Below are 24,386 nucleotides of genomic sequence, written 5' to 3'. Positions count from 1 at the left end.
TTGTGCTGTCTGGGCCGGCCCCATCGGGAGCAAGCCCCCTCCCACACTTTGACGAGTGTACACATTCAAGTGTGGGAGGGGGCTTGCTCCCGATGAGGGCGCCACGGTCTTCCAATTGAAACTCAGTAGCCGTACCGCTTGCTGGCTTCAATCGCCAGCCCACTGCCGATACTGCCGAAGATATTCCCCTCCACATGCCGCGCCTTCGGCAGCATCGCCGAGATGCTGTGGCGCAGTGCCGGAATACCGCTGGAACCGCCGGTAAAGAACACCGTGTCCACCTGCTCGACGCCTACGCAGGCGTCGTTGAGCAACTGCGTCACGCTACCGCGCACCCGCTCCAGCAGGCTGTCGATGGACGACTCGAACAAGGCCCGGCTGAGGTCGACGCTCAGGCCTTTTTCGATACGGTCCAGTGGCACATGGCGGTTTTCTTCGTGGGTCAGCTGGATCTTGGTCTCTTCCACTTCCATCGCCAACCAGTGGCCGGCGCGCTGTTCGATCAGCTTGAACAGCCGGTCGATGCCGCCGGTGTCTTCGATGTCGTAGCGCATGCTGCCCAGCGCCAGTTGGGATTTTTGCGAGTACACCGAGTTGATGGTGTGCCAGGTCGCCAGGTTCATGTGATGGCTGGTGGGCATATAGGCACCGCTTTTCATGCGGCTGCCGTAGCCGAACAACGGCATCATGCCGGCCAGCGACAGTTGCTTGTCGAAGTCGGTGCCGCCGATATGCACGCCGCCGGTGGCGAGGATGTCGGCGTGGCGATTATCGACGGTGCGGCGCTCGGGACTCAGGCGCACCAGGGAAAAGTCTGAAGTACCGCCGCCGATGTCGACGATCAGCACCAACTCTTCTTTTTCGATGGTGGACTCGTAGTCGAATGCCGCCGCAATCGGTTCGTACTGGAACGAGACTTCCTTGAAGCCCAGCTTGCGCGCCACCTCCACCAGAGTGTCTTCGGCTTCTTTGTCGGCCAGCGGGTCGTCATCGACGAAGAACACCGGGCGGCCCAGCACAACCTCCTCGAACTCGCGGCCGGCGGTGGCTTCGGCGCGATTCTTGAGCTGGCCGATAAACAGGCCCAGCAAGTCCTTGAACGGCATCGCAGTGCCCAGCACGCTGGTGTCGTGCTTGATCAGCTTGGAGCCCAGCAGGCTCTTGAGCGAGCGCATCAAACGGCCTTCGTAGCCTTCGAGGTACTCGTGCAGGGCCAGGCGGCCGTAGACCGGACGACGTTCCTCGATGTTGAAGAACACCACCGACGGCAGGGTAATCTTGTCGTCTTCCAGCGCGATGAGCGTTTCCATGCCGGGGCGGATCCAGCCGACGGTGGAGTTGGACGTGCCGAAGTCGATGCCGCAGGCACGGGCTGGGGAGGGGCTGTTCATGGCTATCGGGTTCCGGTCGAAAAAACGGCCGCGCAGTGTATGCCAGTCGAAGGCGGATGCGTAGGCCAACGCTCTGTTAAATCGTGCTTGAAAGTGCGCAATTTGCCCCCACATCTGTTGCATACGGCAAGCGCCGATAACACTTTGACGCACTCCCAGGCCACAAGACTCAACAGGTGCAAAGCAGCGCACGTTGTGCCCCGGGCTGTGCGATCCCGATTTAGGATGGTGAACCGCCGATGGATTTCAAAGACTACTACAAGATATTGGGCGTTGAGCCGAGCGCGGACGACAAGGCAATCAAGGCCGCCTATCGCAAGCTCGCGCGCAAATATCACCCCGATGTAAGCAAGGAAAAAGACGCCGAGGAGAAATTCAAGGACGCGTCCGAAGCCTACGAGGCGCTCAAAAGCGCCGACAAACGTGCGGAGTACGATGAACTGCGCAAATACGGCCAGCATGGCCAGCCGTTTCAGGGGCCGCCGGGCTGGCAGAGCCGTGGCGGTTTCGGCGGCGGCCAGGATGCGGGCGATTTTTCGGACTTCTTCAGTTCGATCTTCGGCTCGCGTGGCGACGCTTTCGGCGGTGGCCAGCGCCGACCTGCCGGGCGTAAAGGCCAGGACGTGGAGATGCAGCTGACGGTGTCCCTCGAGGAGACGCTGTCTGCCGAGTCCAAGCAGATCAACTTCCAGGTGCCGCAGTACGACGCCTCGGGCCGTCACGTCAGCAACACCACCAAGAGCCTGAATGTGAAGATCCCCGCCGGCGTGGCCGACGGCGAGCGCATCCGCCTCAAGGCGCAGGGCGCACCGGGTATTGGCGGCGGGGCCAATGGCGATCTGTACCTGATCATCAAGTTTGCACCGCACGCCAAGTTTGAAGTGGACGGCGAAAACCTGGTGATCAACCTGCCGCTGGCGCCATGGGAATTGGCGCTGGGTGCCGAGGTGGCGGTGCCGACCCTCACCGGCAAGATCAACCTCAAGGTGCCGGCCGGCAGCCAGAATGGCCAGCGCATGCGCGCCAAGGGCCACGGTTTGCTGAACAAGGCCGGGCAGCGGGGTTACCTGTTCGTGCAGCTCAAGGCGGTGATGCCGAAGGCGGCTGACGATGAGGTCAAGGCGCTGTGGCAGGAGCTGGCGCAGAAAGCCGCGTTCAACCCGCGCGAAAACTTCTGACCCTCAGCGCAGCGCCCCGGCGGGGGGCGCTGCATGGCGACAACTATCTAGGCCCGCCCGCCGCTATTGACGTGATGTGCTAGCGCTCCCATCTATTGGAGCGACACCATGCCCGACGTCACCCGCCCTGCCGTTTCATCCGGCATTCACGGCGCTTTCCTCACGCGCGCCATCCCGCCCTGGTTTTCCCAGGCTCGCCTGCCCCGCCAGCAAGCACTGGCCGAGCATGCCCTGGTCATCCCCGCCTGGTACATCAAGGCCACTGCAGCACAAAAAAACGCCTTGGCCGCCAGCCATGCCAAATACGGCACGGTCTTCAATCAGGTCGACGCTACGCTTGCGACGATCCAGGATGTCCAGGCATTCGCCGAACCGCTGCTCAAGGCCGCGATCAAGGAGCGTTTCAAGCTCGATATAGACGTGCGCAACGTCTACCTGGCGCGCAAATTCGCGGCTGGCGCCCGTGATGATTTCTATGGGTTTTTCACCCTGGACCGCACCCGCACCTCGCGGCTGGATGAAGAGTATCGAGGCGTTTCATTACTGGAGGTGGCCCTCACCAACTTCCTGCCCGAAGAAGAAAAGCCTGCGGCTTGCGCCGATTGCGAAATCATCACCGGGTGGAGCAATTACGACGGCGAGGTCATTGCAGATTTCGCGGCGGTCAACTCCCAGGCCAAACCCATCGCGCCCGCCGCGTTCGCCACACTGTGCCGCAGCCTGGATCTGGGGCGCCTGTACCAGCAACACATCAAGGCCATCCTGCTGCCCAGGAGTGTTATCGAACGTCAGACACTCGCCAGCCAATTGCAGGAACACGAGCGCCAGCAACTGGCGCTCAGCGTTGAAATTGCCTGGCAGCAATTTGCCAAAAAGCCTAACAGCTACCTGGTCGGCGCGGGGATCGGCCACGATGTCTATCAGATGCTCAAGCACGTCCTGGCCGCCAAAGCCGTGCCGACGCTGGATGGCCGCCCAGTCATGTTCGCCAACCTGCAATTACTCGGCGTGGCGCTGGTCGGCCCGCTGTTGATCGGCCCCTCGCGCATCCGTGCGGCGCGGGTCGAGCGCCTGGTGGTGTATCTGCCCGATGACCCGCAGCAGCCGCTGAAGGAATACGCCAACCTGTACGAGTTCCTGGCCGACCTGGGTGGCCGCTTGAAAGACACTGAGTACCGGCGCTATTTCAGCCGGTTCGTGCCGGTGTCTGAACAAGGTGAGTTCTTCCGACAGCTCAATGCGTTGTATCAGTCGTCGCGACTGCCTCAACCGCCTGACTGGCGGATGGGCGAAGCGACCATCAAGGGCGATTTGTGGCAGCACCGCTACCAGGCCAGTGTCGACAAAATCCTCGCTGATGCCCGCGCCGTGGCAGTGCCCACCGATGACGAAGACGCCAAGACCCGCGCGGCGCGAATCGCGGGATTCAAGGACGCCGTGGTCAGCGTGTTCAACCTGGCCTCCTTTGTGGTGCCGGGCCTGGGGCCGATCATGCTGGCGGTGGGCGCGGTGCAGATGTGCGAAGAAGTGTATGAAGGCATCGAAGCCTACGAACAAAGCGAAATCCGCGAAATGTGGGCGCACTTTTCCAGTATTGCGCTGAACGTGGCCATGCTTGCCACCGGCGCTACGGTATTGCCCCAAGTGCAAATGTCCGGCGTGGTGGATGCGCTCAGACCGGTGATCCGGGCCGACGGCAAGCAAAAGCTGTGGCGGGCGGACCTGTCGGTGTATCACCAGGACCTCAAGCTTGAGGGCCAGGCCAACCCGCTGGGGCAGTATGCAGTCGCCGGCAAACATTATCTGCGCCTGGGCGACAAGGTGGTCGAGCACGCCTTCGATGAGTCGACGCAGCGCTGGCGCATCCAACACCCCAGTGATGCACTGGCCTATCAACCGCCACTGGTACATAACGGCGCCGGTGCCTGGCGCCAGGTGCATGAGCAGCCGCTGGCGTGGGACCGCCTGACGTTACTGCGGCGTATGGGGCCGATTGTCGACGGCTACAGTGACGCCGCGTTGCTCAGGGCCGCCGATATCAGCGGGGTCAGCGACAGCAGCCTGCGCAAGATGCATCTGGACAACGCCGCGCCGCCGCCTGAGTTGGCCGATACCCTGCGTCTGTTCGATGCCGAGCGAGGCGTGCAGCAGGTCTTGGCGCAGTTGGAGGGCAAGCAGCCGATCGATGAGCGTTACCTGTACGCCCCGGCACTGGTCTGCGAATTACCGCGCTGGCCCGTGGGGCGAGTGCTGCAAGTGTTCGAGAACGCCGAGCTGAGCGGTCCTTCGATTCAATACGGCAGCCAGCATTTACCTTCAGAGAGCTCGGCCAAGGCGCCGATCAAAATCAGGCGCGCCGACGTGCTCGGCGGCCAGCTGCCGGTGCGTCTTCTGGCGTCCCTCGATGAGGCGCAAATCACCCGTTTACTGGGCGGTGAAGCGGCCCGTGTCGAAGCCGCCCGGCCCGAGGAGTTTCGCAAGCAGTTGGCCGACTTTGCCCGTACCCGCCAGCCGGCGTTGTTCGAAAGCCTCTACCAAGGCCGAGCGGCCAAGGACCCCGATGTACAGAAACTGCAGCGCCTGACCCCAGGTTTAAGTGAACCGGCGGCGCAAAGTGTGCTGGACCACGCCTCTGCTGAAGAGTTGACCCGCCTGCGCACTGCGCGCGCGCCTCTGTCACTGTTGGAACAATCACGTTGGCATGCACGCCAGGGGCGCGTCAGCCGAGCACTGGCCGGTCTGCATATGGACAACCTGGCCGCTACCGACAGCAAACGCCTGGCCCTGCATGCCCTGGGTCAATTGCCGGGCTGGCCGGACAACCTGCGCCTGGAAATCCGCGACGGCGGCATCGATGGGCAGTTGATTGCAGGCGTTGGCGACATCCGTGCCACGCAGCGCAAATACCTGGTCAAGAAAGGCCCGTCCTACCAGGCCTTCAACGAGCGTGGCGAAACCCTCAACAGCGTACCGAGGGACAACGACAACTTTTACCCTTCGCTGATGCATGCCTTGCCCGACGCAGCCCGCCAGGCCCTGGGCATTGCCGAGGTGGCCCGCAGTGCCGAGTTGCGCCAGGCGATCACCGAGTATGCGCTCGCCCACCCGGCCGACGCGGTGCAGGTCCTCGACAGGCGCCTGCCGCGCTTGCGACCGCCGCAGCGTATCGGCCGGATGCGCGTGGGTTACCCGGCCAGTGGTCGTGGGGAAGGGCAAGCGCCGGCACTGGTCAGACGAGTGCGGGACGTTTACCCGCAACTGACGGAGCAGCAGGCCAACGGGTTTATTCTCGAACAACTGCGCACGGGTAAGAGCAACTCGCAAATTCTCAGCCTGCTTGATGATCGCCTGAGCGAATGGCAACGCCTGGAAGCCAGGCTCGACCAGTGGGTTGCCGCACGTGGTGGTAACCGCAGAAGCAAGCAACGCGCAGCCCTGAGCATCAAGGACAGTTGGCGCAACGCGCCGCTGGCCGCCGAAGACCCACGCTATACGGCACTGGATATCTCGGCCCAGGATCGACTGCCGGCGTTATTGGATGCCGATTTTTCCCATGTGCGTAAGTTGCGGATTAGCGGGGATACCCCAACGGATCGCGACATCAACCAGATGCTGGAGCGTTTTCCCAATGTGCGTGAACTCAGGTTGGATGTGCCCTCGGAGCGTGTACCCCATCTACCCTCGGGCCTGCATCGCCTGCCTGAGCTGAGGGCGCTGACCCTCGACGGCCTCGTGGAGTTCCAACCCCAAGCGGCCGCCGAATTGGCGAGCCTGGTCAACCTGCGTTCGCTGAAGCTGCATCGCGTACTCACCTCGTTCGATCATCTGGACGTTCGCCCGCTGACCCAGCTGCGCGAACTGACGATTTCCGACACCCACCAGGGCCACTTTCCAGAAAGCACGTTGGACCTGCCTCAACTCGGACGCCTGAACTTGCAATACGCGACCGTGCGGCAATTGCCTGCGCGTCTGCTCCAGCCGGGGCATGAAAAGCTTTGGTCGGGCCTGTCGCTGCACTGGTCGAAGTTGACGCGAGAAAACTTCAAACCGGCTTATGAGTACATCAAGAACCACCCCCAGCACGAGGTCGACCTGGAGCACATGGTGGCCGGGTATGCCATGGGCCAGATCGAGCGAATGGGCCAGTTCATTGCGCCGGTCACGTACTATCCGAGCTCGCGTCTGTATGTCTTGATCGACAAGATTGTCGATCGCTGGCCGGACGCCCAAACCCGCTTCGAAGCCGTCGAGGCGTTCAGCGATGAATACGCAGCGCAGTTGCGTGAATTGGAGGAATGGCATGACAGGGGGACGTCGGTGGCGGTGAGGTTGGGCAGGCAACAAACGATACGGATGTTCATGGCTTGTTGGGTTGAAGGCTTGATGAAACGCTACGACGTATCAGGGGGTTCCACGAGCCTGGACCTCTCCGGCGTACCCACTGACGAACTGCGGGACCTGCCTGTCCTCAGCGGTGATTTCTCCCATGTGACTGAGTTGGAAATGGGGGCGGAGCGGTTTCTTTGGCAGTTGAACTACGATTTTCGCAACAGCTTTTCCAGTGTGTCGCCTCTGGATACCGGCCCGGCATCGGAGCCTTTGGGCTGGGCGACTGGGATTCCACGGCCTGACTACCACATTGACAGCGTGGAGGATTCGCCTCTCGGGAGCCCCCTGTCCAGCCCTCGTATAATGAGACCGATGCAGCGCGCAAGGACCCTGCCGGATATTGAACCGGATAGCGATGAAGAGACCTTGGGAACTCATGTGTCATCTGCTCAAGGCTACGAGGTGCTTGCAGAGGATTACTCCGATAGTTTGGAGAGGTTGCCCTGGGTCTTCAGTTTGTCTGTGCCCGAAACTCACGTGCGCAGTAAGCAGTGGCTGCAACTGGCAAGCGAGCCCGACAACCGGGCGTTTTTCCATTTGCTGGCGCAGCTGCGGTTATCCGCAGACTATCGCGCGGACTCCGCCGACCTGACCCGCCGCGTATGGACGGTGATCGAGGCCGCCACTGCCAATACGGAATTGCGTCAATTGCTGTTCAGCCTGTCGAGCACGCACGGTACCTGCGCGGACGGACGCATGCTGACCTTCAGCGAGCTGGAAGTGAAGGTGTTCGAGTACCAGGCGGTACAGGCGATCGACCCGCATGACCTACCGGCCAGAGGCTCGGCATTGCTGCGCCTGTCGCGGCGCCTGTTTCGCCTGGGCGAGGTGGAGAAACTGGCGGATGGAGTGGCGGGAGCGAATGTGGACAAGGCCGAAGTGCGCCTTGAATACCGCCTTGGCCTCAAGGCCCCACTGGACTTGCCCGGGCAGCCGCAGGGCATGCTCTCCGGCCTGCCGATCCGGGGTCAGGTGCTGAAACAGGCGATTGAAATCGTACAGCAGGCCGAACAGGGCGAGCCGTTTTACGAAGACCTGATCAGCCGCAGCTACTGGGTGGATTACCTCAAGGCCAGATACCCCGAGTCGTTCGACACCCTCGAGCGCGAGTCCGAGCAGCGTCGCTCGCGCCTGGAGGATGAGCATCAGGCCCTGGACGAAGCCTACGGTGCGTCGGTGACCGCGCTGCAGATCGAACTCGACACCACGCGCAACCAACGGCTGCTGGCCTTATCACGCCAGGAAGTCGCAGCCCTCGAGGCCGCCGCCTGAGGCGGCAGTTCAGTGCCGCTGTGCGGTAACTAAGCAGGCACTGTGGCGCACGGTCGTTGCGTAGGCTGAGGTTTCCATCAGTGACGGACGACCGCTCATGTCAGACCGCAAAACCCCAGCACCGCGCCCCGAAGGTGTGTTTCATGCCGACCTTCGGGGTGTTCACTACGACTTTATCAAGGCCCGCGTACCGAGCTGGTTCAGCCAGGCGCGGGCGCCGCGCCGGCAGGAACTGGCCGACCACGCGCTGGTATTGCCCGCGTGGTACATCAAGGCCTCGGGCACCCAGAAGCAAGCGCTGGCCGCCAGCCATAGCCGGTACCGCGCAATCTTCAATCAGGTCGATGCCACCCTTGCAACGATCCAGGATGTGCAAGCGTTCGCCGAACCCTTGCTCAAAGCCGCGATCAAGCAACGCTTCAAGCTCGATATAGACGTGCGCAACGTCTACCTGGCGCGCAAGTTCGCGCCTGGCGCCCGTGATGATTTCTATGGTTTTTTCAGCTTTGACCGCACCCGCACATCGCCGTTGGATGAGGAGTACCGGGGCGTATCGTTGTTGGAGGTGGCGCTGGCCAACTTCCTGCCCGAAGAAGAACACCCGGCGCGCTGCGCCGATTGCGAACTCATCACCGGTTGGAGTAACTACGACGGTGAGGTCATTGCCGATTTTGCGGCGGTCAACTCCCAGGCCAAACCCATTGCACCTTCTGCGTTCGCCAAATTGTGCCGCAGCCTGGATCTGGGTCGCCTGTACCAGCAACACATCAAGGACATCCTGCAACCCAAGGACGAGAAAAAACGCCAGGCGCTGGTCAAGCAACTGCAGGAGCATCAGCGCCAGCAACTGGCGCTCAGCACTGAAATCGCCTGGCAGCAATTCGCCAAGAAGCCCAACAGCTACCTGGTTGGTGCCGGGATCAGCAGTGATGCCTACCGGATGCTCAAGCATGTGCTCGCCGCCAAGCCTGCCCCGACGCTGGATAGCCGCCCGGTGACGTTCGCCAACCTGCAATTGCTGGGGGTGGAGCTGGTCGGGCCGCTGTTGATCGGGCCAAGGCGCAAGCGCGCGGCGCGGGTCGAGCGCCTGGTGGTGTACCTGCCCGATGACCCACAGCAGCCGCTGAAGGAATACGCCAACCTGTACGAGTTTCTGGCCGACTTGGGCGAGCGCTTGAAGAGCCTCGAGTACCGGCGCTTCTTCAGCCGGTTCGTGCCGGTGTCCGAGCAAGGAGCGTTCTTCGACAAAATCAACGCGCTGTGCCGGCCTTCGCGGTCGGTCCAACCCGCGGAGCTGGCGATGGACGAATCGACCATCAAAGGCGACCTGTGGCAGCACCGCAACCAGGCCCATGTCGACAAAATCCTCGCCGACGCCCGCGCCGTGGCGGTGCCCACCGATGACGAGGACGCCAAGGCCCGTGCGGCCCGGTTGGAAGGTTTCAAAGATGCCGTGCTCAGCGTGTTCAACCTGGCCGCCTTTGTGGTGCCGGGCCTGGGGCCACTCATGCTGGTGGTGGGCGCCGCGCAGATGTGCGAGGAAGTGTACGAGGGCATCGATGCCTATGAACAAGGCGAGACCCGTGAAATGTGGGCGCATTTTTCCAGCATCGCGCTGAACGTGGCCATGCTCGGCACCGGCGCCACCGTGCTGCCCCATGTGCAAGTGTTCGGTGTGGTCGAGGCGCTCAAGCCGGTGATCCTGGCCGACGGCAAGCAGAAGCTGTGGAACCCGGACTTGTCACGCTACAAAGCCAATATCCAGCTGGCCACGGATGCCAAACCCGACGGCCTGGGCCTGTACCGTCACGAGGGAAAACCGGTGCTGTTCCTTGAAGGCAAGCACTATCAGGTCGAGCAGGAAACCAGCACCGGCCAGTACCGTGTGCAGCACCCAGACCGCACGGACGCCTATCGTCCGCTGCTGGAGCACAACGGCGAAGGTGCCTGGACCCACGAAGGCGAAGACTCGCTGACCTGGGGCGAGGCGACCTTGCTGCGGCGACTGGGCAAACCGGCCGCCGACCTCAGCGCCGAGCGCTTGCAACAGGCGCGCCTGGCCAGCGGGGTCGAGACCGAGGCGCTGCGTGAAGCATTGTTCGACCAGCACGCCACGCCGCGGCTGCTGGCCGACAGCCTCAAGCGCTTTGCCTTGCATCGCGAGCTGGAGAACAGTATCGAGCAATTGCGCAGTCGCAATCCTGCGACCTACGCCAAGGCCGATGCGACGCTGCAACTGGAGCTGATGAAACGCCGTGGCATGCTCTCCAACGAGCCCTCGCTGCGTGTGCTCGGCAGTGACGGGCGCGAGCTATGGAACGACCCGGCGCCCGCGTCCCAGGTTCGCCGGGTCGTCGCACTGGATGCGGTGCAACAAGCGCGGGGTGAATTACTCGAACAGGTGCTGTACACCCTGCAAGGCAGCGACCCGGAGCTCAAGGACATACCCGGCATGGCCGCGCAGACGCTCGGTGAGCGCGCCGCCCAGTTGCGCCTGTACCTGGCCGACGCCGCCGAACAGCTCAAAGGCTCGCTGCTGGAGGAGCGCTATAAGGCGCAGAACTGCTCCGCCGATGTCGACGTGCAGCGTGTGCTCAACACCTACCCGCAATTGCCCGCGCCGGTGGCCAGGCTGTTGCTCGATGGGATGAGCGCCGAGGACCTGCAAGTCTTTCGCAGCAGCCGGCGCCTGCCCGGCCCGATCCATGAGCGGCTGCGCTGGAGCGAGCAGGAGGTCCGTGTGTCCCGGGCCTATGAGGGCCTGTTCCTCGACTCGATGAGCAATATCGACACTCAGCGTCTTGCGCTGCGCACCTTGGAACTGTTGCCGGGCTGGGCACGCGGTACACGCCTGGAACTGCGCGAGCATTTTGCCGAAGGCCAGGTGCTGGATGCCATCGGCCATCCCGAGGCCACTGCGCGGCGTATCCTGGTGCAGGACGCCGATGGGCAGTTTCAGGGCGAGGACTTTTACACGGCGCTGTGGCAAGTGCTCACGCCGGCCGAACAACAGGCGATGAATTTCACCAGCGTGACGCAGCTCAAGTCGGCGATACTGCGCAACCCCTTGCCACGCGAACCCTTGCGTACGGTGTTGCTCGACCACCCATTACGCCGCCCGGTCATTGATCCCACGATGCGCCTGCTCGGGGGAGGGCGCGGTTTCAAGCAACTGGTGAACACACTGCGCAGCAATGAGGCGCGGGTGCGGCGCTTGTACCCTTCGTTTTCCGATGCCGATGTCAGCGTGTATATCCAGTTCCTGGGGGCCGATGTGCGGGTCCGGTTGACGCAACTGGAAGCCGACTACGCCAACCTGGATCGCAGCCTCAAGGCGTGGGTGCGCGCCACCGATACGCCGTCCGATGCCAGTGGCGCACGGTTCGCCATGGACATCCGACGTTGCTGGCGCCGCGAAACCGGCAGCGAACTGTCGCTGTCGGCCATCGCCCCGCGCAGCCTGCCGGCGCTGACCGCCGATTTCAGCCACGTGCAGGAACTGGCCCTCGGCAAAATCGTCTGGAATGCCGACACCCAGGTCTTCCTGAAAAACTTCACGCACATCCGCGAACTGCGCATCAGCGATACCGGCATGACCGAACTGCCCGATATCGTCGGCGACCTGCACCAGCTGACTCATCTGCGCTTGCGCGGCAACCGCATTCGCCTGACCGACGCCAGTGCTGAAAAACTCGCCGGGCTGGATCAACTGCAAAGCCTTGACCTGGCCGGCAACCCCCTGCACATAACGCCGGATTTCACTGCCCTGCAGCGTCTCAAATTCCTCGACCTGAGCAATACCGGCATCTCCCAGTGGCCCCGGGGCCTGCTGAGCCAGGCCGACCTGCTGCGCGTGGACCTGCGCAACAACCAACTGAGCGAGATCCCGCGAGAACACCTCTACCCGCAGGCCGAACATTTCCAACGCACGATACAGATCAATGGTGTGACGGTGATCGGCGGCAACCCGTTCTCCGAAGGCTGCATGCTGGAGGTGGACAACTATTGGAAGCGTTTGGGCGAGGTCGTACCGGAGTTGGCGCAGAGTGGGATTGCCGATGCGTTTTCCGTCGAGTCCCCCGCCATTTTGACGGTGCAGCGCATGTACCCGGACAAGACCATCAAGGCCGCCAGAGAGCTGATCTGGAGCCTGGGCGAGGGCGCCGAAGCAGAGTTGGCGCGGCGTGCGACCGAGTTCGACAGGCTGACCGAACAGCTCAACGCCTGGGCTTTCTCCGGTGGCGGCGCCAGTGAACGCTATATTCGCTCCGATCAACTGCGCAGCAACGCGACGACGCGGGATGACCGCTACATCGCCAAGTCACGCATCCTGCAATGCTGGCGTCGCGAGGCGCCGATGAAACTGGCCCATGACGGTACTCCTATCGGCCTCGAGCTGGACCTGGGCAATCTGCGGCTGCCCAGCCTGCCGGACCTGGAGGCGGATTTCTCGCATGTCGGTTCGCTCAAGCTCAGCGGGATGGCACTGAGCGCCTCTCCCGAAGGTTTCCTGTCACGTTATCGCAGCGTGCGCTGGCTGGATCTGTCGAACAACCAACTGCGTGAACTGCCACCGGCCCTGGGCGAGATGCACGGTTTGACGCGCTTGTTCTTGCAGAAAAACCAGATCCAGTTGACCACGCAGACCGCCGAGGTCCTGGCCGGTCGCAGCAGCCTGCGGGCATTGTGGCTGGACAACAACCCGTTGGGCATCGCGCCGGATTTCAGCCGGATTCCCGACATGCGTTCGCTGAGCCTGAAAAACGTCAATATCGACACCTGGCCGCCGGGGTTGGGTGAGCAGCCGTTGCTGGACATGGTCGACTTGAGTGGCAACCAGATCACCACGCTACCGGACTTCCTGGTCGCGCCGCTGCCCGAGCAACGGGCGCAATCGGTGCGCCTGAGCCGGGTGGCCAACATGAGCAACAACCCGCTGAGCGAAGTGACGCTGGCGCAGGTGCGGGTGTATTCCGAACGCCTCGAGCAGAACGCGTTGAGTGAGCCGGGCAGCCCGAACCTGTTGGTGGTCTCGGCCTTGCGCATTGCTCACCGTGAACTCTTGAATACGGCCCCAGGGTTGGTGTTCGAGCGCTGGAGCCTGGGTTTTGCCGAGGAGCAATTGGCGACGCGCAGGGCTCAGTGGCTGGCACTGCGGGAACGGCCGGGGAGCGCGGGGTTTTTCCGGATGCTCAGCGATTTGCAGGTGGTCAGCGAGCAGCACACCGACCTGCAAGGCCGCGTCTGGGAGGTGATCGACTGCATCACGCAAAACAGCAGCGAGTCGGAGCGCCTGCGCGAGCAGATGTTCGAATGGGCCGGCCGGCCGGCGTGTTGTGATCGGGCGGCGTTGTCGTTCAGCAACGTCGAAGTCATGGCGATGGTCTACAAGGCACGGGCAGCCGCCACCGACGCGACCCAGGGCGCGGCATTGCGCAAACTGTCGCGGGGGTTGTTCCGCTTGGATGAGGTGGAAAAAATCGCCCTCAACGACATTGCCGAACGGACCGCTGCCATCAACGCCACGCCGCATTTGAGCGATGCCGAGAAAGCCCGGCGCATCAGCCGCCTGGAGGAGGTCGAAATCCGCCTGGCTTATCGCTTCGGCCTCAAGGGCGCCGACCAACTCGACTTGCCCGGCCAACCGGAACAGGTGCGATTCACCCACATGGGGAGTGTCACCCAGGCGATGCTCGACAGCGCTCGCACGCGGGTGCTCGCACTCGACAATTCGCCGCAGGCGTTCGAAGCGCTGCTGTCCCGGGACTTCTGGCTCGACTACGTGACGCATAAATACCGCACGCAGTTCGATGCCCTGAGCAAGCCGTACCAGGAGCGCCTGGCGGTACTGTACGAGCAGTTCGCGAGCGGCCTGCTGACCGGCGATGAATATGCGGCACAGGCCAAGGACTTGCAGGCCCAACTGGCGATCGAAGAGGCCAACCTGATCGAAGCGTTGACCCGTGAGGAGCTGGCCGCGAGTTAAAACAGAAAATAGCGCTGCGCCATCGGCAGCGTTTCTGCCGGCTCGCACCACAACAACACGCCGTCGGCCTTGACCTGGTAGGTTTGCGGGTCGACGTCGATCTGCGGCAGGTAGTCGTTATGGATCAGATCGGTTTTCTGTACCGAGCGGCAGCCCTTGACCACTCCGATCTGCTTTTTCAAACCCAAGGCTTCGGGCAGCCCGGCGGCAAACGCCGCCTGGCTGATAAACGTCAGGCTGGTGGCCTGTAGCGAGCTGCCGAAGCTGGCGAACATGGGGCGGTAGTGCACCGGTTGCGGGGTGGGAATCGACGCGTTGGCATCGCCCATCAGGCTCGATGCAATCGCCCCGCCCTTGAGAATCAACGTCGGCTTGACCCCGAAAAACGCCGGGCGCCACAGCACCAGGTCGGCCCACTTACCCACTTCGATCGAGCCCACCTCATGGCTGATACCGTGGGTGATCGCCGGGTTGATGGTGTACTTGGCGATGTAGCGCTTGATGCGGAAGTTGTCGTTACCGGCGCCATCGCCGGGCAGGGCGCCGCGCTGTTTCTTCATCTTGTCGGCGGTCTGCCAGGTGCGCGTGATGACTTCGCCGACACGGCCCATGGCCTGGCTGTCGGAGCTGATCATGGAGAACGCGCCGAGGTCGTGAAGGATGTCTTCGGCGGCGATGGTTTCGCGACGGATGCGGCTTTCGGCAAACGCCACGTCTTCGGCAATGCTCGGGTCCAGGTGATGGCAGACCATCAGCATGTCGAGGTGTTCGTCGATGGTGTTGCGGGTGAACGGCCGTGTCGGGTTGGTGGAGCTGGGCAGCACGTTGGGGAAACCACAGGCCTTGATGATATCCGGCGCATGGCCGCCCCCGGCACCTTCGGTGTGATAGGTGTGGATGGTGCGCCCCTTGAGCGCGGCGAGGGTAGTTTCAACGAAGCCGGACTCGTTCAGGGTGTCGCTGTGGATCGCCACCTGCACGTCGTACTCATCGGCCACGCTCAGGCAGTTGTCGATACTCGCCGGGGTGGTGCCCCAGTCTTCATGCAACTTCAAGCCGATGGCGCCGGCCTTGACCTGCTCGATCAGCGGCTCGGGCAAGCTGGCGTTGCCCTTGCCGGTAAAACCGATGTTCATTGGGAACGAATCGCTGGCCTGGAGCATGCGCGCCAGGTGCCAGGGCCCGGAGGTGCAGGTGGTGGCGTTGGTGCCGGTGGCAGGCCCGGTGCCGCCGCCGATCATGGTAGTCACGCCGCTGGTCAGTGCCTCTTCGATCTGCTGCGGGCAGATGAAGTGCACGTGACTGTCGATACCGCCGGCGGTGAGGATCATGCCTTCGCCGGCGATCACTTCGGTGCTGGCGCCGATGGCGAGGGTCACGCCGGGTTGGATGTCCGGGTTACCGGCCTTGCCTATGGCGGCGATGCGGCCGTTCTTCAAACCGACGTCGGCTTTTACTATGCCCCAGTGGTCAATGATCAGCGCGTTGGTGATGACCGTGTCGACGACTTCATGGGCGAGCAACTGGCTTTGGCCCTGGCCGTCGCGGATCACCTTGCCGCCGCCGAATTTTACTTCTTCGCCATAGACCGTGAAGTCTTTCTCCACTTCGACGAACAGCTCCGTGTCGGCCAGGCGGACCTTGTCACCGACGGTGGGGCCGTACATGTCGGCATAGGCTTGTCTGGAAATTTTCATCGCACGTTGTTCCTCGATCGTTCCCACGCTCTGCGTGGAAATGCAGCCCTGGACGCTCTGCGTCCGCTCTTAAAGTCGTGACGCAGAGCGTCACCGGATGTATTCCCACGCGGAGCGTGGGAACGATCAGTGAAGCCCTAAAGATCACCCATGATTTTCCCGGCGAAGCCAAATACCCGCCGTCCACCGCTCAAATCCACCAACTCGATTTCACGACTTTGCCCCGGCTCAAACCGCACCGCCGTGCCCGCCGGAATATTCAAGCGCATGCCACGGCTGGCGGCGCGGTCGAAGGTCAGTGCGTCGTTGGTCTCGAAAAAATGGTAATGCGAGCCGACCTGGATCGGCCGGTCGCCGCTGTTGGCCACGCTCAGGCTGACGGTACGCCGGCCCACGTTGAGTTCGATGTCGCCAGGCTGGATCTGATATTCGCCAGGAATCATGCAGGTTGCCCCAGTGTCTTGAAGTAGATGGCGGTCGGGGTGTAGCGCCCGTCCGGGCTTTGGCAGTAGTCGGGCAGCTCGCCGAGCTTGGTGTAGCGCAGCGCCTGGTAGAAGGCTTCGGCGGCCGAACCGGCCTCGGTGTCCAGGTACAGCAGGCCACGCTTGTGCTGGCGGGCGGCGAGTTCCAGGGTATGCATCAATTGTTGGCCCAGGCCATGACGCCGCGCGCTGCTGTGCACCAACAGCTTCTGCACCTCGGCGCGGTTCAGGCCGTTGGCCTTCTGGCACAGCGCCAATTGCACGCTGGCGATCACCTGCTCCTCACGGACTACCACCCACAGCAACAGGCTGCCATCCTCGATGCTGGCCTGCACGCCGCTCAGATAGGCGCGGGCCTGGGCCTCATCAAAGTCGGCCATGAACCCGACGCTGGCGCCATGCTTGACCGCGTCCAGCAACAGCTCGACCAGGCCCAGACGGTAATGGGCAAAACTTTCAGCATTCACTCGACGCAGGTGCGTGGCGCTCATCGGGGTCACTCCTGGGGTGGCTCGGCACCCGGGTTCAGGGCCAGTTGCATGAAGGTCAAGTCCAGCCAGCGGCCAAACTTGATACCTACTCGGGGCATCTGCCCGGTCGTTATAAAACCTTGGCGCTCATGCAGGCGGATCGAGGCCTGGTTGCCGCTTTCGATGGCGGCGACCATGACGTGTTTGCCGCAAGCCCGCGCGCGTTCGATCAGGGCCTCCATCAAGCGTGGACCGACCCCTTTACCGCGTTGGTCGCTGCGCACATACACCGAGTGCTCGACGCTGTAGCGAAAGCCTTCGAACGGTCGCCAGTCACCGAACGAGGCGTAGCCGGTGACTTCATTGTTTTCGGTGGACACCAGCACCGGATAACCCTGTGCCTGACGCGCACTGAACCAGGCCAGGCGGTTGGCCAGGTCCACCGGTTGTTCGTTCCAGATCGCCGTGGTGTTGCGCACCGCGTCGTTATAGATATCGCGGATCGCCGGCAGATCCTGTTCGGTTGCATCACGAATCATGGGGGGCCTCAGGCGATGGGTTGGTGGACGGTGACCAGCTTGGTGCCGTCGGGGAAGGTGGCTTCCACCTGGATGTCCGGGATCATTTCCGGGATGCCCTCCATCACTTGTTCACGGCTGAGCAAGGTGGTGCCGTAGTGCATCAGGTCGGCCACGGTGCGGCCATCGCGGGCACCCTCCATCAAGGCGGCGGAAATGTAGGCGATGGTTTCCGGGTAGTTGAGCTTCACGCCGCGCGCCAGGCGCCGCTCGGCGACCAAGCCTGCTGTGAAGATCAACAGCTTGTCTTTTTCCCGTGGGGTCAGGTCCATGGTTCAGGTGCTCCAGATTCGGGGTGAAACGGCTTCCCGGCCCAGCGTCGCCGGGCGCAGCAGCCGCCATAAATCGATCAGCCAGGCGCGTGCCAGCAGCGCTTCGCCGGCCAGGCAGCGGGCGACCAGCAGGCCGGGCAGTTGGGTCAGGTCGCCGCGCACGGCGTGGGGTAGGGCGCGGCAGGTGTCCAGCAGTTCAGGCTCGATGTCGGCCGTCAGCAGCAACGTCGCAAAGACCGGCTGCCCGTCCAGGCCGATGGGCGAGTCGAGCAAACCGTCGGCACCCACAATGCGCTGGCGCTCATGCCAGAGCAACCGGCCGTCGCGGCGGATGTCCAGGTGTGATTGAAAGTGGCCGAGGTCGAAGCGTTCGTCGCTGGCCGGGCGGCCCAGGGCGACCACATCCCAGTAGAACAGCCGTGCGTCGCCGTGCAGCTCAATACGGGTGCTGAGCTCGGCTTGAGCGGCGCTGAACACGATGGTTTCCTGGGGCAGCCACTCCAGGGTGGCGCCGGCTTCGACGGTCAAGTCCAGGTGCTGGAAGGCCGGGCTCTGGGCGCGGTACCACTTGGCCGCGCCGGGGCTGGTCAACTGGGCCCAGGCGCCTTCGCCCACCCGTGCGCTGATCGCCAGGCGGTCGCCGCCGGCGATTCCGCCGGGCGGGTGCACGATGATGTGTTGGCACACCTCGGGGCCTTCAGCGTACAAGTGCTTCTGCACCCGTAGCGGGCCGAGGTGGCGACGCATCACCGGGCGCGTCGTGTCGCCGAAACGCGCGTAGCCGAGTTCCAGCGCGGCATGCCAGCTGGGGGTGAACAGGGCAGGGGAAACGGGCAGGTTCATGGCAGAGTGCTTATCGTTAGAAGGCTACAGATTAGATGGTTACCAAGCCGCGTACACCCTCGCGTTCCATATTTTCACCACGGCCTTGCTGCAGGATTTCACCGCGAGACATTACCAGGTACTGGTCGGCCAGATCGGCGGCAAAGTCGTAGAACTGCTCTACCAGCAGGATGGCCATATCCCCGCGCTCAGCGAGTTTCTTGATCACCGCGCCGATCTCCTTGATCACCGACGGCTGGATGCCTTCGGTGGGTTCATCCAGGATCAGCAACCTCGGTCGACTGGCCAACGCCCGGCCGATAGCGAGCTGTTGCTGCTGGCCGCCGGACAGGTCGCCGCCACGCCGATGCTTCATTTGCAGTAGCACCGGGAACAATTCGTAGATGAAAGCGGGTACTTCCTTGGCTTCTGAACCCGGAAAACGCGAAAGCCCCATCAACAGGTTTTCTTCCACCGTCAGCCGCCCGAAAATTTCACGGCCCTGGGGCACATAGGCGATACCGGCCTGTACGCGCTGGTGCGGCTTGAATCCAGTGATGGCCTTGCCCTCCCAATTGACTGCGCCTTCCTTGGCCGGCAACAGGCCCATCAGGCACTTGAGCAGGGTGGTCTTGCCCACGCCGTTACGGCCGAGCAGGCAGGTGACTTCGCCAACTTTCACGTCAAAGGACAGCCCGCGCAGAATGTGGCTACCGCCGTAGTATTGGTGCAGCTTGTCGACTTGCAGCATGTTCAAACTCTCCTCAATCGATCGTTCCCACGCTCTGCGTGGGAATGCCGCTTAGGACGCTCCGCGTCCGCTCTTAAAGTCGTGACGCGGAGCGTCACTGGATGCGTTCCCACGCGGAGCGTGGGAACGATCAGCGGTCCGTCGCAGGTTTAGCGACCGAGATAGACTTCGATCACCCGCTCGTTTTCCTGTACCTGCGCAAGCGACCCTTCGGCCAGCACGCTGCCCTGGTGCAATACGGTGACGTGGTCGGCAATCGAGCCGACAAAGCCCATGTCGTGCTCCACCACCATCAACGAATGCTTGCCCGCCAGGCGCTTGAACAGTTCGGCGGTAAATTCGGTTTCGGCGTCGGTCATGCCCGCTACCGGTTCGTCCAGCAGTAACAACTGAGGGTCTTGCATCAGCAGCATGCCGATTTCCAGGAACTGCTTCTGGCCATGGGACAAGAGGCCGGCCGGGCGCTGCGCCGAGGCGCTGAGGCGGATGGTGTCGAGTACCTCGGCAATGCGGTCTTTCTGTTCGCCGTTCAGGCGCGCGCGCAAGCTGGCCCATACCGACTTGTCGGTCTTCTGCGCCAGCTCCAGGTTTTCGAACACACTGAGGGCTTCGAACACCGTGGGTTTCTGGAACTTGCGGCCAATCCCGGCCTGGGCGATCTGGACTTCGCTCATACCGGTCAAGTCCAGGGTTTCGCCGAACCAGGCGTGGCCCTGGCTGGGGCGGGTCTTGCCGGTGATCACATCCATCAGCGTCGTCTTGCCTGCCCCGTTGGGGCCGATGATGCAGCGCAGTTCACCGACGCCGATGTACAGGTTCAAGTCGTTGAGCGCCTTGAAGCCATCGAAGCTCACACTGATGCTCTCAAGGGTCAAAATGGTGCCGTGGCGGGTATTCAGGCCCTTGCCGGCGGCCTGGCCCAGGCCGATGGCGTCGCGGGCGATGCCGGCATCAAAAATAGGTTCAAGCATGACGTTCCTCATTTCTTCAGCAGCCCGATAACGCCCTTGGGCAGGTACAGGGTGACGATGATGAACAGCGCCCCGAGGAAGAACAGCCAGTATTCCGGGAACGCCACGGTGAACCAGCTTTTCATGCCGTTGACCACACCGGCGCCGAGCAGCGGGCCGATCAACGTGCCGCGCCCGCCCAAGGCCACCCACACGGCCGCTTCGATGGAGTTGGTCGGCGACATTTCGCTGGGGTTGATAATGCCCACTTGCGGCACATACAAGGCCCCGGCCAACCCACACAACACCGCGCTCAATACCCACACGAACAGCTTGAAGCCACGCGGGTCGTAGCCGCAGAACATCAGGCGGTTTTCCGCGTCACGCAGGGCCGTGAGCACCCGGCCGAACTTGCTCTTGGCCAGCCGCCAGCCGATCAACAGACTCGCGACCAGCAGCAGCACCGTCGCGACGAACAACACCGCTCGCGTGCCAGGCTCGGTAATGCCGAACCCGAGGATGCTGCGAAAATTGGTGAAGCCGTTGTTGCCGCCAAAGCCGGTCTCGTTGCGAAAGAACAACAGCATCCCGGCAAAGGTCAGGGCCTGGGTCATGATCGAGAAGTACACGCCCTTGATCCGCGAACGAAAGGCGAAGAACCCGAACACCAGCGCCAGCAGGCCGGGCGCCAGGACCACCAGGCACAACGCCCAGAGAAAGTGTTGGGTGCCGAACCAGTACCAGGGCAATTCGGTCCACGACAAAAAGGTCATGAACGCCGGCAATTCATCCCCGGCCGCCTGGCGCATCAGGTACATGCCCATGGCGTAACCGCCCAGCGCAAAGAACAGGCCGTGCCCGAGGGACAACATGCCCGCATAACCCCACACCAGGTCCAGCGCGAGGGCGACGATGGCGTAGCAAAGGATCTTGCCCACCAGGGTCAGGGTGTAGGCCGAGACATGCAATGCGTTGTCCGGCGGCAACAATGACAGCAGCGGCAGGGCGAGCAACACCACGAGGACCAGCGCGCCCAGCGCAATCGTCAGCTTGGGGCCGGCCTTCTGCGTGGCCGTCAGCATCAATGGTTGGTTCATCAGTCGATCACCCGTCCTTTCAGTGCGAAGAGTCCCTGCGGGCGTTTCTGGATAAACAGAATGATCAGCGCGAGGATCAGGATCTTGCCCAGCACCGCACCGATCTGCGGTTCCAGGATCTTGTTGGCGATGCCCAGCCCGAAGGCCGCCGTCACGCTGCCGGCCAACTGGCCGACACCGCCGAGCACCACCACCAGGAACGAATCGATGATGTAGCTCTGGCCCAGATCCGGGCCGACGTTGCCGATCTGGCTCAGCGCCACGCCGCCCAAGCCTGCGATGCCGGAGCCCAGGCCAAAGGCAAGCATGTCCACACGCCCGGTGGGCACGCCACAGCAGGCGGCCATGTTGCGGTTCTGGGTGACGGCGCGCACGTTCAGGCCCAGGCGCGTCTTGTTCAGCAGCAACCAGGTCAGCATCACCACGCACAGGGCGAAGGCGATGATCACGATGCGGTTATAGGGCAGCACCAGGTTGGGCAGCACTTGAATACCCCCGGACAGCCACGCGGGGTTGGACACCTCGACGTTCTGGGCGCCGAATACCAGACGTACCAGCTGGATCAGCATCAGGCTGATGCCCCAGGTGGCGAGCAGGGTTTCCAGCGGGCGGCCATAGAGGTGACGAATCACTGTGCGTTCCAGGGCCATGCCGATGGCGGCGGTGACGAAAAACGCCACCGGCAGCGCAACCAGCGGGTAGAACTCGATGGCTTGCGGCACATAGCGCTGCATCATCAATTGCACCACGTAGGTCGAGTAGGCGCCGAGCATCAGCATCTCGCCGTGGGCCATGTTGATCACGCCGAGCAGGCCAAAGGTAATCGCCAGGCCGAGCGCCGCAAGCAACAGGATCGAGCCCAGCGACAGGCCGCTGAACGCCTGGCCGAGCAGTTCACCCAACATCAATTTACGCTTGACCTGGGCCAGGCTGGTTTCGGCGGCTGTGTGCACGGCCGCATCGGTTTCCACGCCGGGGGCGAGCAGGGCTTCAAGGCGGGTGCGCGCCAGCGGGTCGCCGGTGCCACCCAATAGGCGTACGGCGGCGAGGCGAACAACGGGGTCGGTGTCCACCAATTGCAGGTTGGCCAACGCCAAGCTGAGGGCGGCGTGCACGCCTTCGTCGGTTTCGGCGGCGAGTTGCTGGTCGAGAAATTTCAGTTGCGTGGGCTGTGCGCTTTTTTGCAAGGTCTGTGCAGCGGCCAAGCGCAGCTTGGGATCGGCGGCGAGCAATTGCTGGCTGGCCTGTACGTTATCGATCAGACCCCGCAGGCGGTTGTTCAGGCGCACGGTTTTGGTTTCGCCGTTGACCGTGAGCTGGCCTTGTTGCAGGGCGTCCACCAACTCGATGCGCGCAGGGTCGGGCTGGGCAGCCCAGTCCTGGAGCAGCTTGGCTTGTTGGGCCGGGTTGGCGGCAAGGAAGTCTTCGGCGTCGTTGGCGTGTGCGGCAAAGGGCAGCAACAGCAGGGCCGTCAGGATGAAGCGGTAAAGGGCAGTGGGCATAAACAAGTTTCCTATAGATCGTTCCCACGCTCTGCGTGGGAATGCCGCCTTGGACGCTCTGCGTCCGCGTTGTGACGCAGAGCGTCACGCGATGCATTCCCACGCAGAGCGTGGGAGCGATCAGTACCGCGGGCTTAGTTGCTCTTGACGGCGTAATCCGGCTTCTTGTCATTCCCCGGGATGTACGGGCTCCACGGTTGAGCACGGATTGGCTCATTGGTTTGCCACACTACGGAGAACTGCCCATCGGCCTGGATTTCGCCGATCATCACCGGCTTGTGCAGGTGGTGGTTGGTCTTGTCCATGGTCAGGGTGAAGCCCGACGGCGCGGCGAAGGTCTGGCCGGCCAGGGCTTCGCGCACTTTATCGACGTCAGTGGACTTGGCTTTCTCCGCGGCCTGCGCCCACATATGGATGCCCACGTAGGTGGCTTCCATCGGGTCGTTGGTCACTGCTTTATCCGCGCCCGGCAGGTTGTGGGCCTTGGCATAGGCTTTCCAGTCGGCGACGAATTTCTTGTTCACCGGGTTTTCCACCGACTGGAAGTAGTTCCAGGCAGCGAGGTTGCCCACCAGCGGTTTGGTGTCGATACCGCGCAGTTCTTCTTCACCGACGGAGAACGCGACCACAGGCACCTCGGTGGCTTTCAGGCCCTGGTTGGCCAGTTCCTTGTAGAACGGCACGTTGGAGTCGCCGTTGACCGTGGAGATCACCGCAGTCTTGCCGCCGGCGGAGAACTTCTTGATGTTGGCTACGATGGTCTGGTAGTCGGCATGGCCAAACGGTGTGTAGACCTCTTCGATGTCTTTGTCGGCGACACCTTTGGAATGCAGGAACGAGCGCAGGATCTTGTTGGTGGTGCGCGGGTAGACGTAGTCGGTGCCCAGCAGGAAGAAGCGCTTGGCGCTGCCGCCTTCTTCGCTCATCAGGTATTCCACGGCCGGGATCGCCTGCTGGTTCGGCGCCGCACCGGTATAGAACACGTTGGGCGACATCTCTTCGCCTTCATATTGCACCGGGTAGAACAGCAGGCCGTTGAGTTCTTCGAACACCGGCAACACGGATTTACGCGACACCGAAGTCCAGCAGCCGAACACCACGGCGACCTTGTCCTGGGTCAGCAACTGTCGGCCTTTCTCGGCGAACAGCGGCCAGTTCGACGCCGGATCGACGACCACCGGTTCGAGCATCTTGCCGTTCACACCGCCCTTGGCGTTGATCTCATCGATGGTCATCAGCGCCATGTCTTTGAGCGACGTCTCGGAGATGGCCATGGTGCCGGACAGAGAGTGCAGGATGCCGACCTTGATGGTCTCGGCGGCCTGTACGGTCCAGGTCAGGCCCATGGCGGCAATGGATGCCGAAAGAGTGAAAGCCTTGATCAAGCTGCGACGCTTCATGGTGCGTTCTCCGTGAACCCGAGTTTTTGTTGGACAGATGACAGGGCTTTTGCAAGGGGCATGCCCGCTTTGTCCGCCTGCACAATCAACGTCTCGGGCGCGGGTTCGCTGCGCAGGGCGTGCACTATATCGGCGCTCGCTTTCAAGGC

15 protein-coding genes are annotated in these 24,386 nt (G+C 62.7%); 3 read left to right on the top strand and 12 right to left on the bottom strand.

The window, feature by feature from the left end; translation table 11 throughout:
• Positions 1 to 122 precede the first annotated feature (122 nt).
• Positions 123 to 1,391 carry an Hsp70 family protein gene (locus ACQRBV_RS06255; RefSeq protein WP_161547790.1) on the bottom strand — a complete coding sequence of 423 codons (1,269 nt, stop codon included), beginning with the start codon at positions 1,389 to 1,391 and terminating at the stop codon, positions 123 to 125.
• Between the two features lie 239 nt (positions 1,392 to 1,630).
• On the opposite strand from ACQRBV_RS06255, the gene ACQRBV_RS06250 reads away from it, so the two are divergent.
• The 3 genes from ACQRBV_RS06250 to ACQRBV_RS06240 all read left to right on the top strand — a co-directional run bounded on the left by ACQRBV_RS06250 (position 1,631) and on the right by ACQRBV_RS06240 (position 14,216).
• Positions 1,631 to 2,569: a DnaJ C-terminal domain-containing protein gene (locus ACQRBV_RS06250; protein WP_090367094.1), complete on the top strand. Its 939-nt coding sequence runs from the start codon at positions 1,631 to 1,633 to the stop codon at positions 2,567 to 2,569.
• A 108-nt stretch (positions 2,570 to 2,677) separates the two neighbouring features.
• On the top strand, positions 2,678 to 8,230 hold the full coding sequence (locus ACQRBV_RS06245; protein ID WP_411985098.1) for an NEL-type E3 ubiquitin ligase domain-containing protein: 5,553 nt from the start codon (positions 2,678 to 2,680) through the stop codon (positions 8,228 to 8,230).
• A 97-nt stretch (positions 8,231 to 8,327) separates the two neighbouring features.
• On the top strand, positions 8,328 to 14,216 hold the full coding sequence (locus ACQRBV_RS06240; RefSeq protein WP_411985099.1) for an NEL-type E3 ubiquitin ligase domain-containing protein: 5,889 nt from the start codon (positions 8,328 to 8,330) through the stop codon (positions 14,214 to 14,216).
• On the opposite strand, the gene ureC is transcribed toward ACQRBV_RS06240, so the two are convergent.
• The 11 genes from ureC to urtA all read right to left on the bottom strand — a co-directional run bounded on the left by ureC (position 14,213) and on the right by urtA (position 24,237).
• Positions 14,213 to 15,913, bottom strand: a complete 1,701-nt coding sequence (gene ureC, locus ACQRBV_RS06235) for an urease subunit alpha (RefSeq protein ID WP_411985100.1) — start codon at positions 15,911 to 15,913, stop codon at positions 14,213 to 14,215. The genes ACQRBV_RS06240 and ureC overlap by 4 nt on opposite strands.
• Positions 15,914 to 16,050: 137 nt before the next feature.
• A complete protein-coding gene (locus ACQRBV_RS06230; protein ID WP_060755055.1) occupies positions 16,051 to 16,356 on the bottom strand; it encodes an urease subunit beta in 306 nt (101 codons plus the stop codon).
• Positions 16,353 to 16,886 carry a GNAT family N-acetyltransferase gene (locus tag ACQRBV_RS06225; protein ID WP_060755054.1) on the bottom strand — a complete coding sequence of 178 codons (534 nt, stop codon included), beginning with the start codon at positions 16,884 to 16,886 and terminating at the stop codon, positions 16,353 to 16,355. Before ACQRBV_RS06225 ends, ACQRBV_RS06230 begins: the two co-directional genes overlap by 4 nt.
• A 5-nt stretch (positions 16,887 to 16,891) precedes the next feature.
• Positions 16,892 to 17,404: a GNAT family N-acetyltransferase gene (locus ACQRBV_RS06220; protein ID WP_090367084.1), complete on the bottom strand. Its 513-nt coding sequence runs from the start codon at positions 17,402 to 17,404 to the stop codon at positions 16,892 to 16,894.
• Positions 17,405 to 17,412: 8 nt separating this feature from the next.
• Complete coding sequence (gene ureA / locus ACQRBV_RS06215) at positions 17,413 to 17,715, bottom strand: urease subunit gamma (RefSeq protein ID WP_003171437.1); 303 nt, start codon at positions 17,713 to 17,715, stop codon at positions 17,413 to 17,415.
• Between the two features lie 3 nt (positions 17,716 to 17,718).
• Positions 17,719 to 18,558, bottom strand: a complete 840-nt coding sequence (locus tag ACQRBV_RS06210) for an urease accessory protein UreD (protein ID WP_060755052.1) — start codon at positions 18,556 to 18,558, stop codon at positions 17,719 to 17,721.
• Between the two features lie 31 nt (positions 18,559 to 18,589).
• Complete coding sequence (gene urtE / locus ACQRBV_RS06205; RefSeq protein ID WP_411985101.1) at positions 18,590 to 19,288, bottom strand: urea ABC transporter ATP-binding subunit UrtE; 699 nt, start codon at positions 19,286 to 19,288, stop codon at positions 18,590 to 18,592.
• A 149-nt stretch (positions 19,289 to 19,437) separates the two neighbouring features.
• Entirely contained in the window at positions 19,438 to 20,271 is an 834-nt protein-coding gene (urtD, locus tag ACQRBV_RS06200) for an urea ABC transporter ATP-binding protein UrtD (protein ID WP_411985102.1), read from the bottom strand.
• Positions 20,268 to 21,335 (bottom strand): urea ABC transporter permease subunit UrtC, encoded by a 1,068-nt coding sequence (gene urtC / locus ACQRBV_RS06195; RefSeq protein ID WP_161547795.1) that lies wholly within the window; start codon positions 21,333 to 21,335, stop codon positions 20,268 to 20,270. Before urtC ends, urtD begins: the two co-directional genes overlap by 4 nt.
• Positions 21,335 to 22,837: an urea ABC transporter permease subunit UrtB gene (gene urtB, locus ACQRBV_RS06190; RefSeq protein ID WP_411985103.1), complete on the bottom strand. Its 1,503-nt coding sequence runs from the start codon at positions 22,835 to 22,837 to the stop codon at positions 21,335 to 21,337. The genes urtC and urtB overlap by 1 nt, the downstream gene beginning before the upstream one ends.
• A 134-nt stretch (positions 22,838 to 22,971) precedes the next feature.
• A complete protein-coding gene (gene urtA / locus ACQRBV_RS06185; protein WP_104995386.1) occupies positions 22,972 to 24,237 on the bottom strand; it encodes an urea ABC transporter substrate-binding protein in 1,266 nt (421 codons plus the stop codon).
• Between the last annotated feature and the right edge of the window lie 149 nt (positions 24,238 to 24,386).

This window comes from Pseudomonas sp. R11F, assembly GCF_050312575.1.
Lineage (GTDB): Bacteria > Pseudomonadota > Gammaproteobacteria > Pseudomonadales > Pseudomonadaceae > Aquipseudomonas > Aquipseudomonas palleroniana.
The sequence above is the reverse complement of the archived record's forward strand: the minus strand, read 5'-3'. Positions and strand labels throughout refer to the sequence as shown.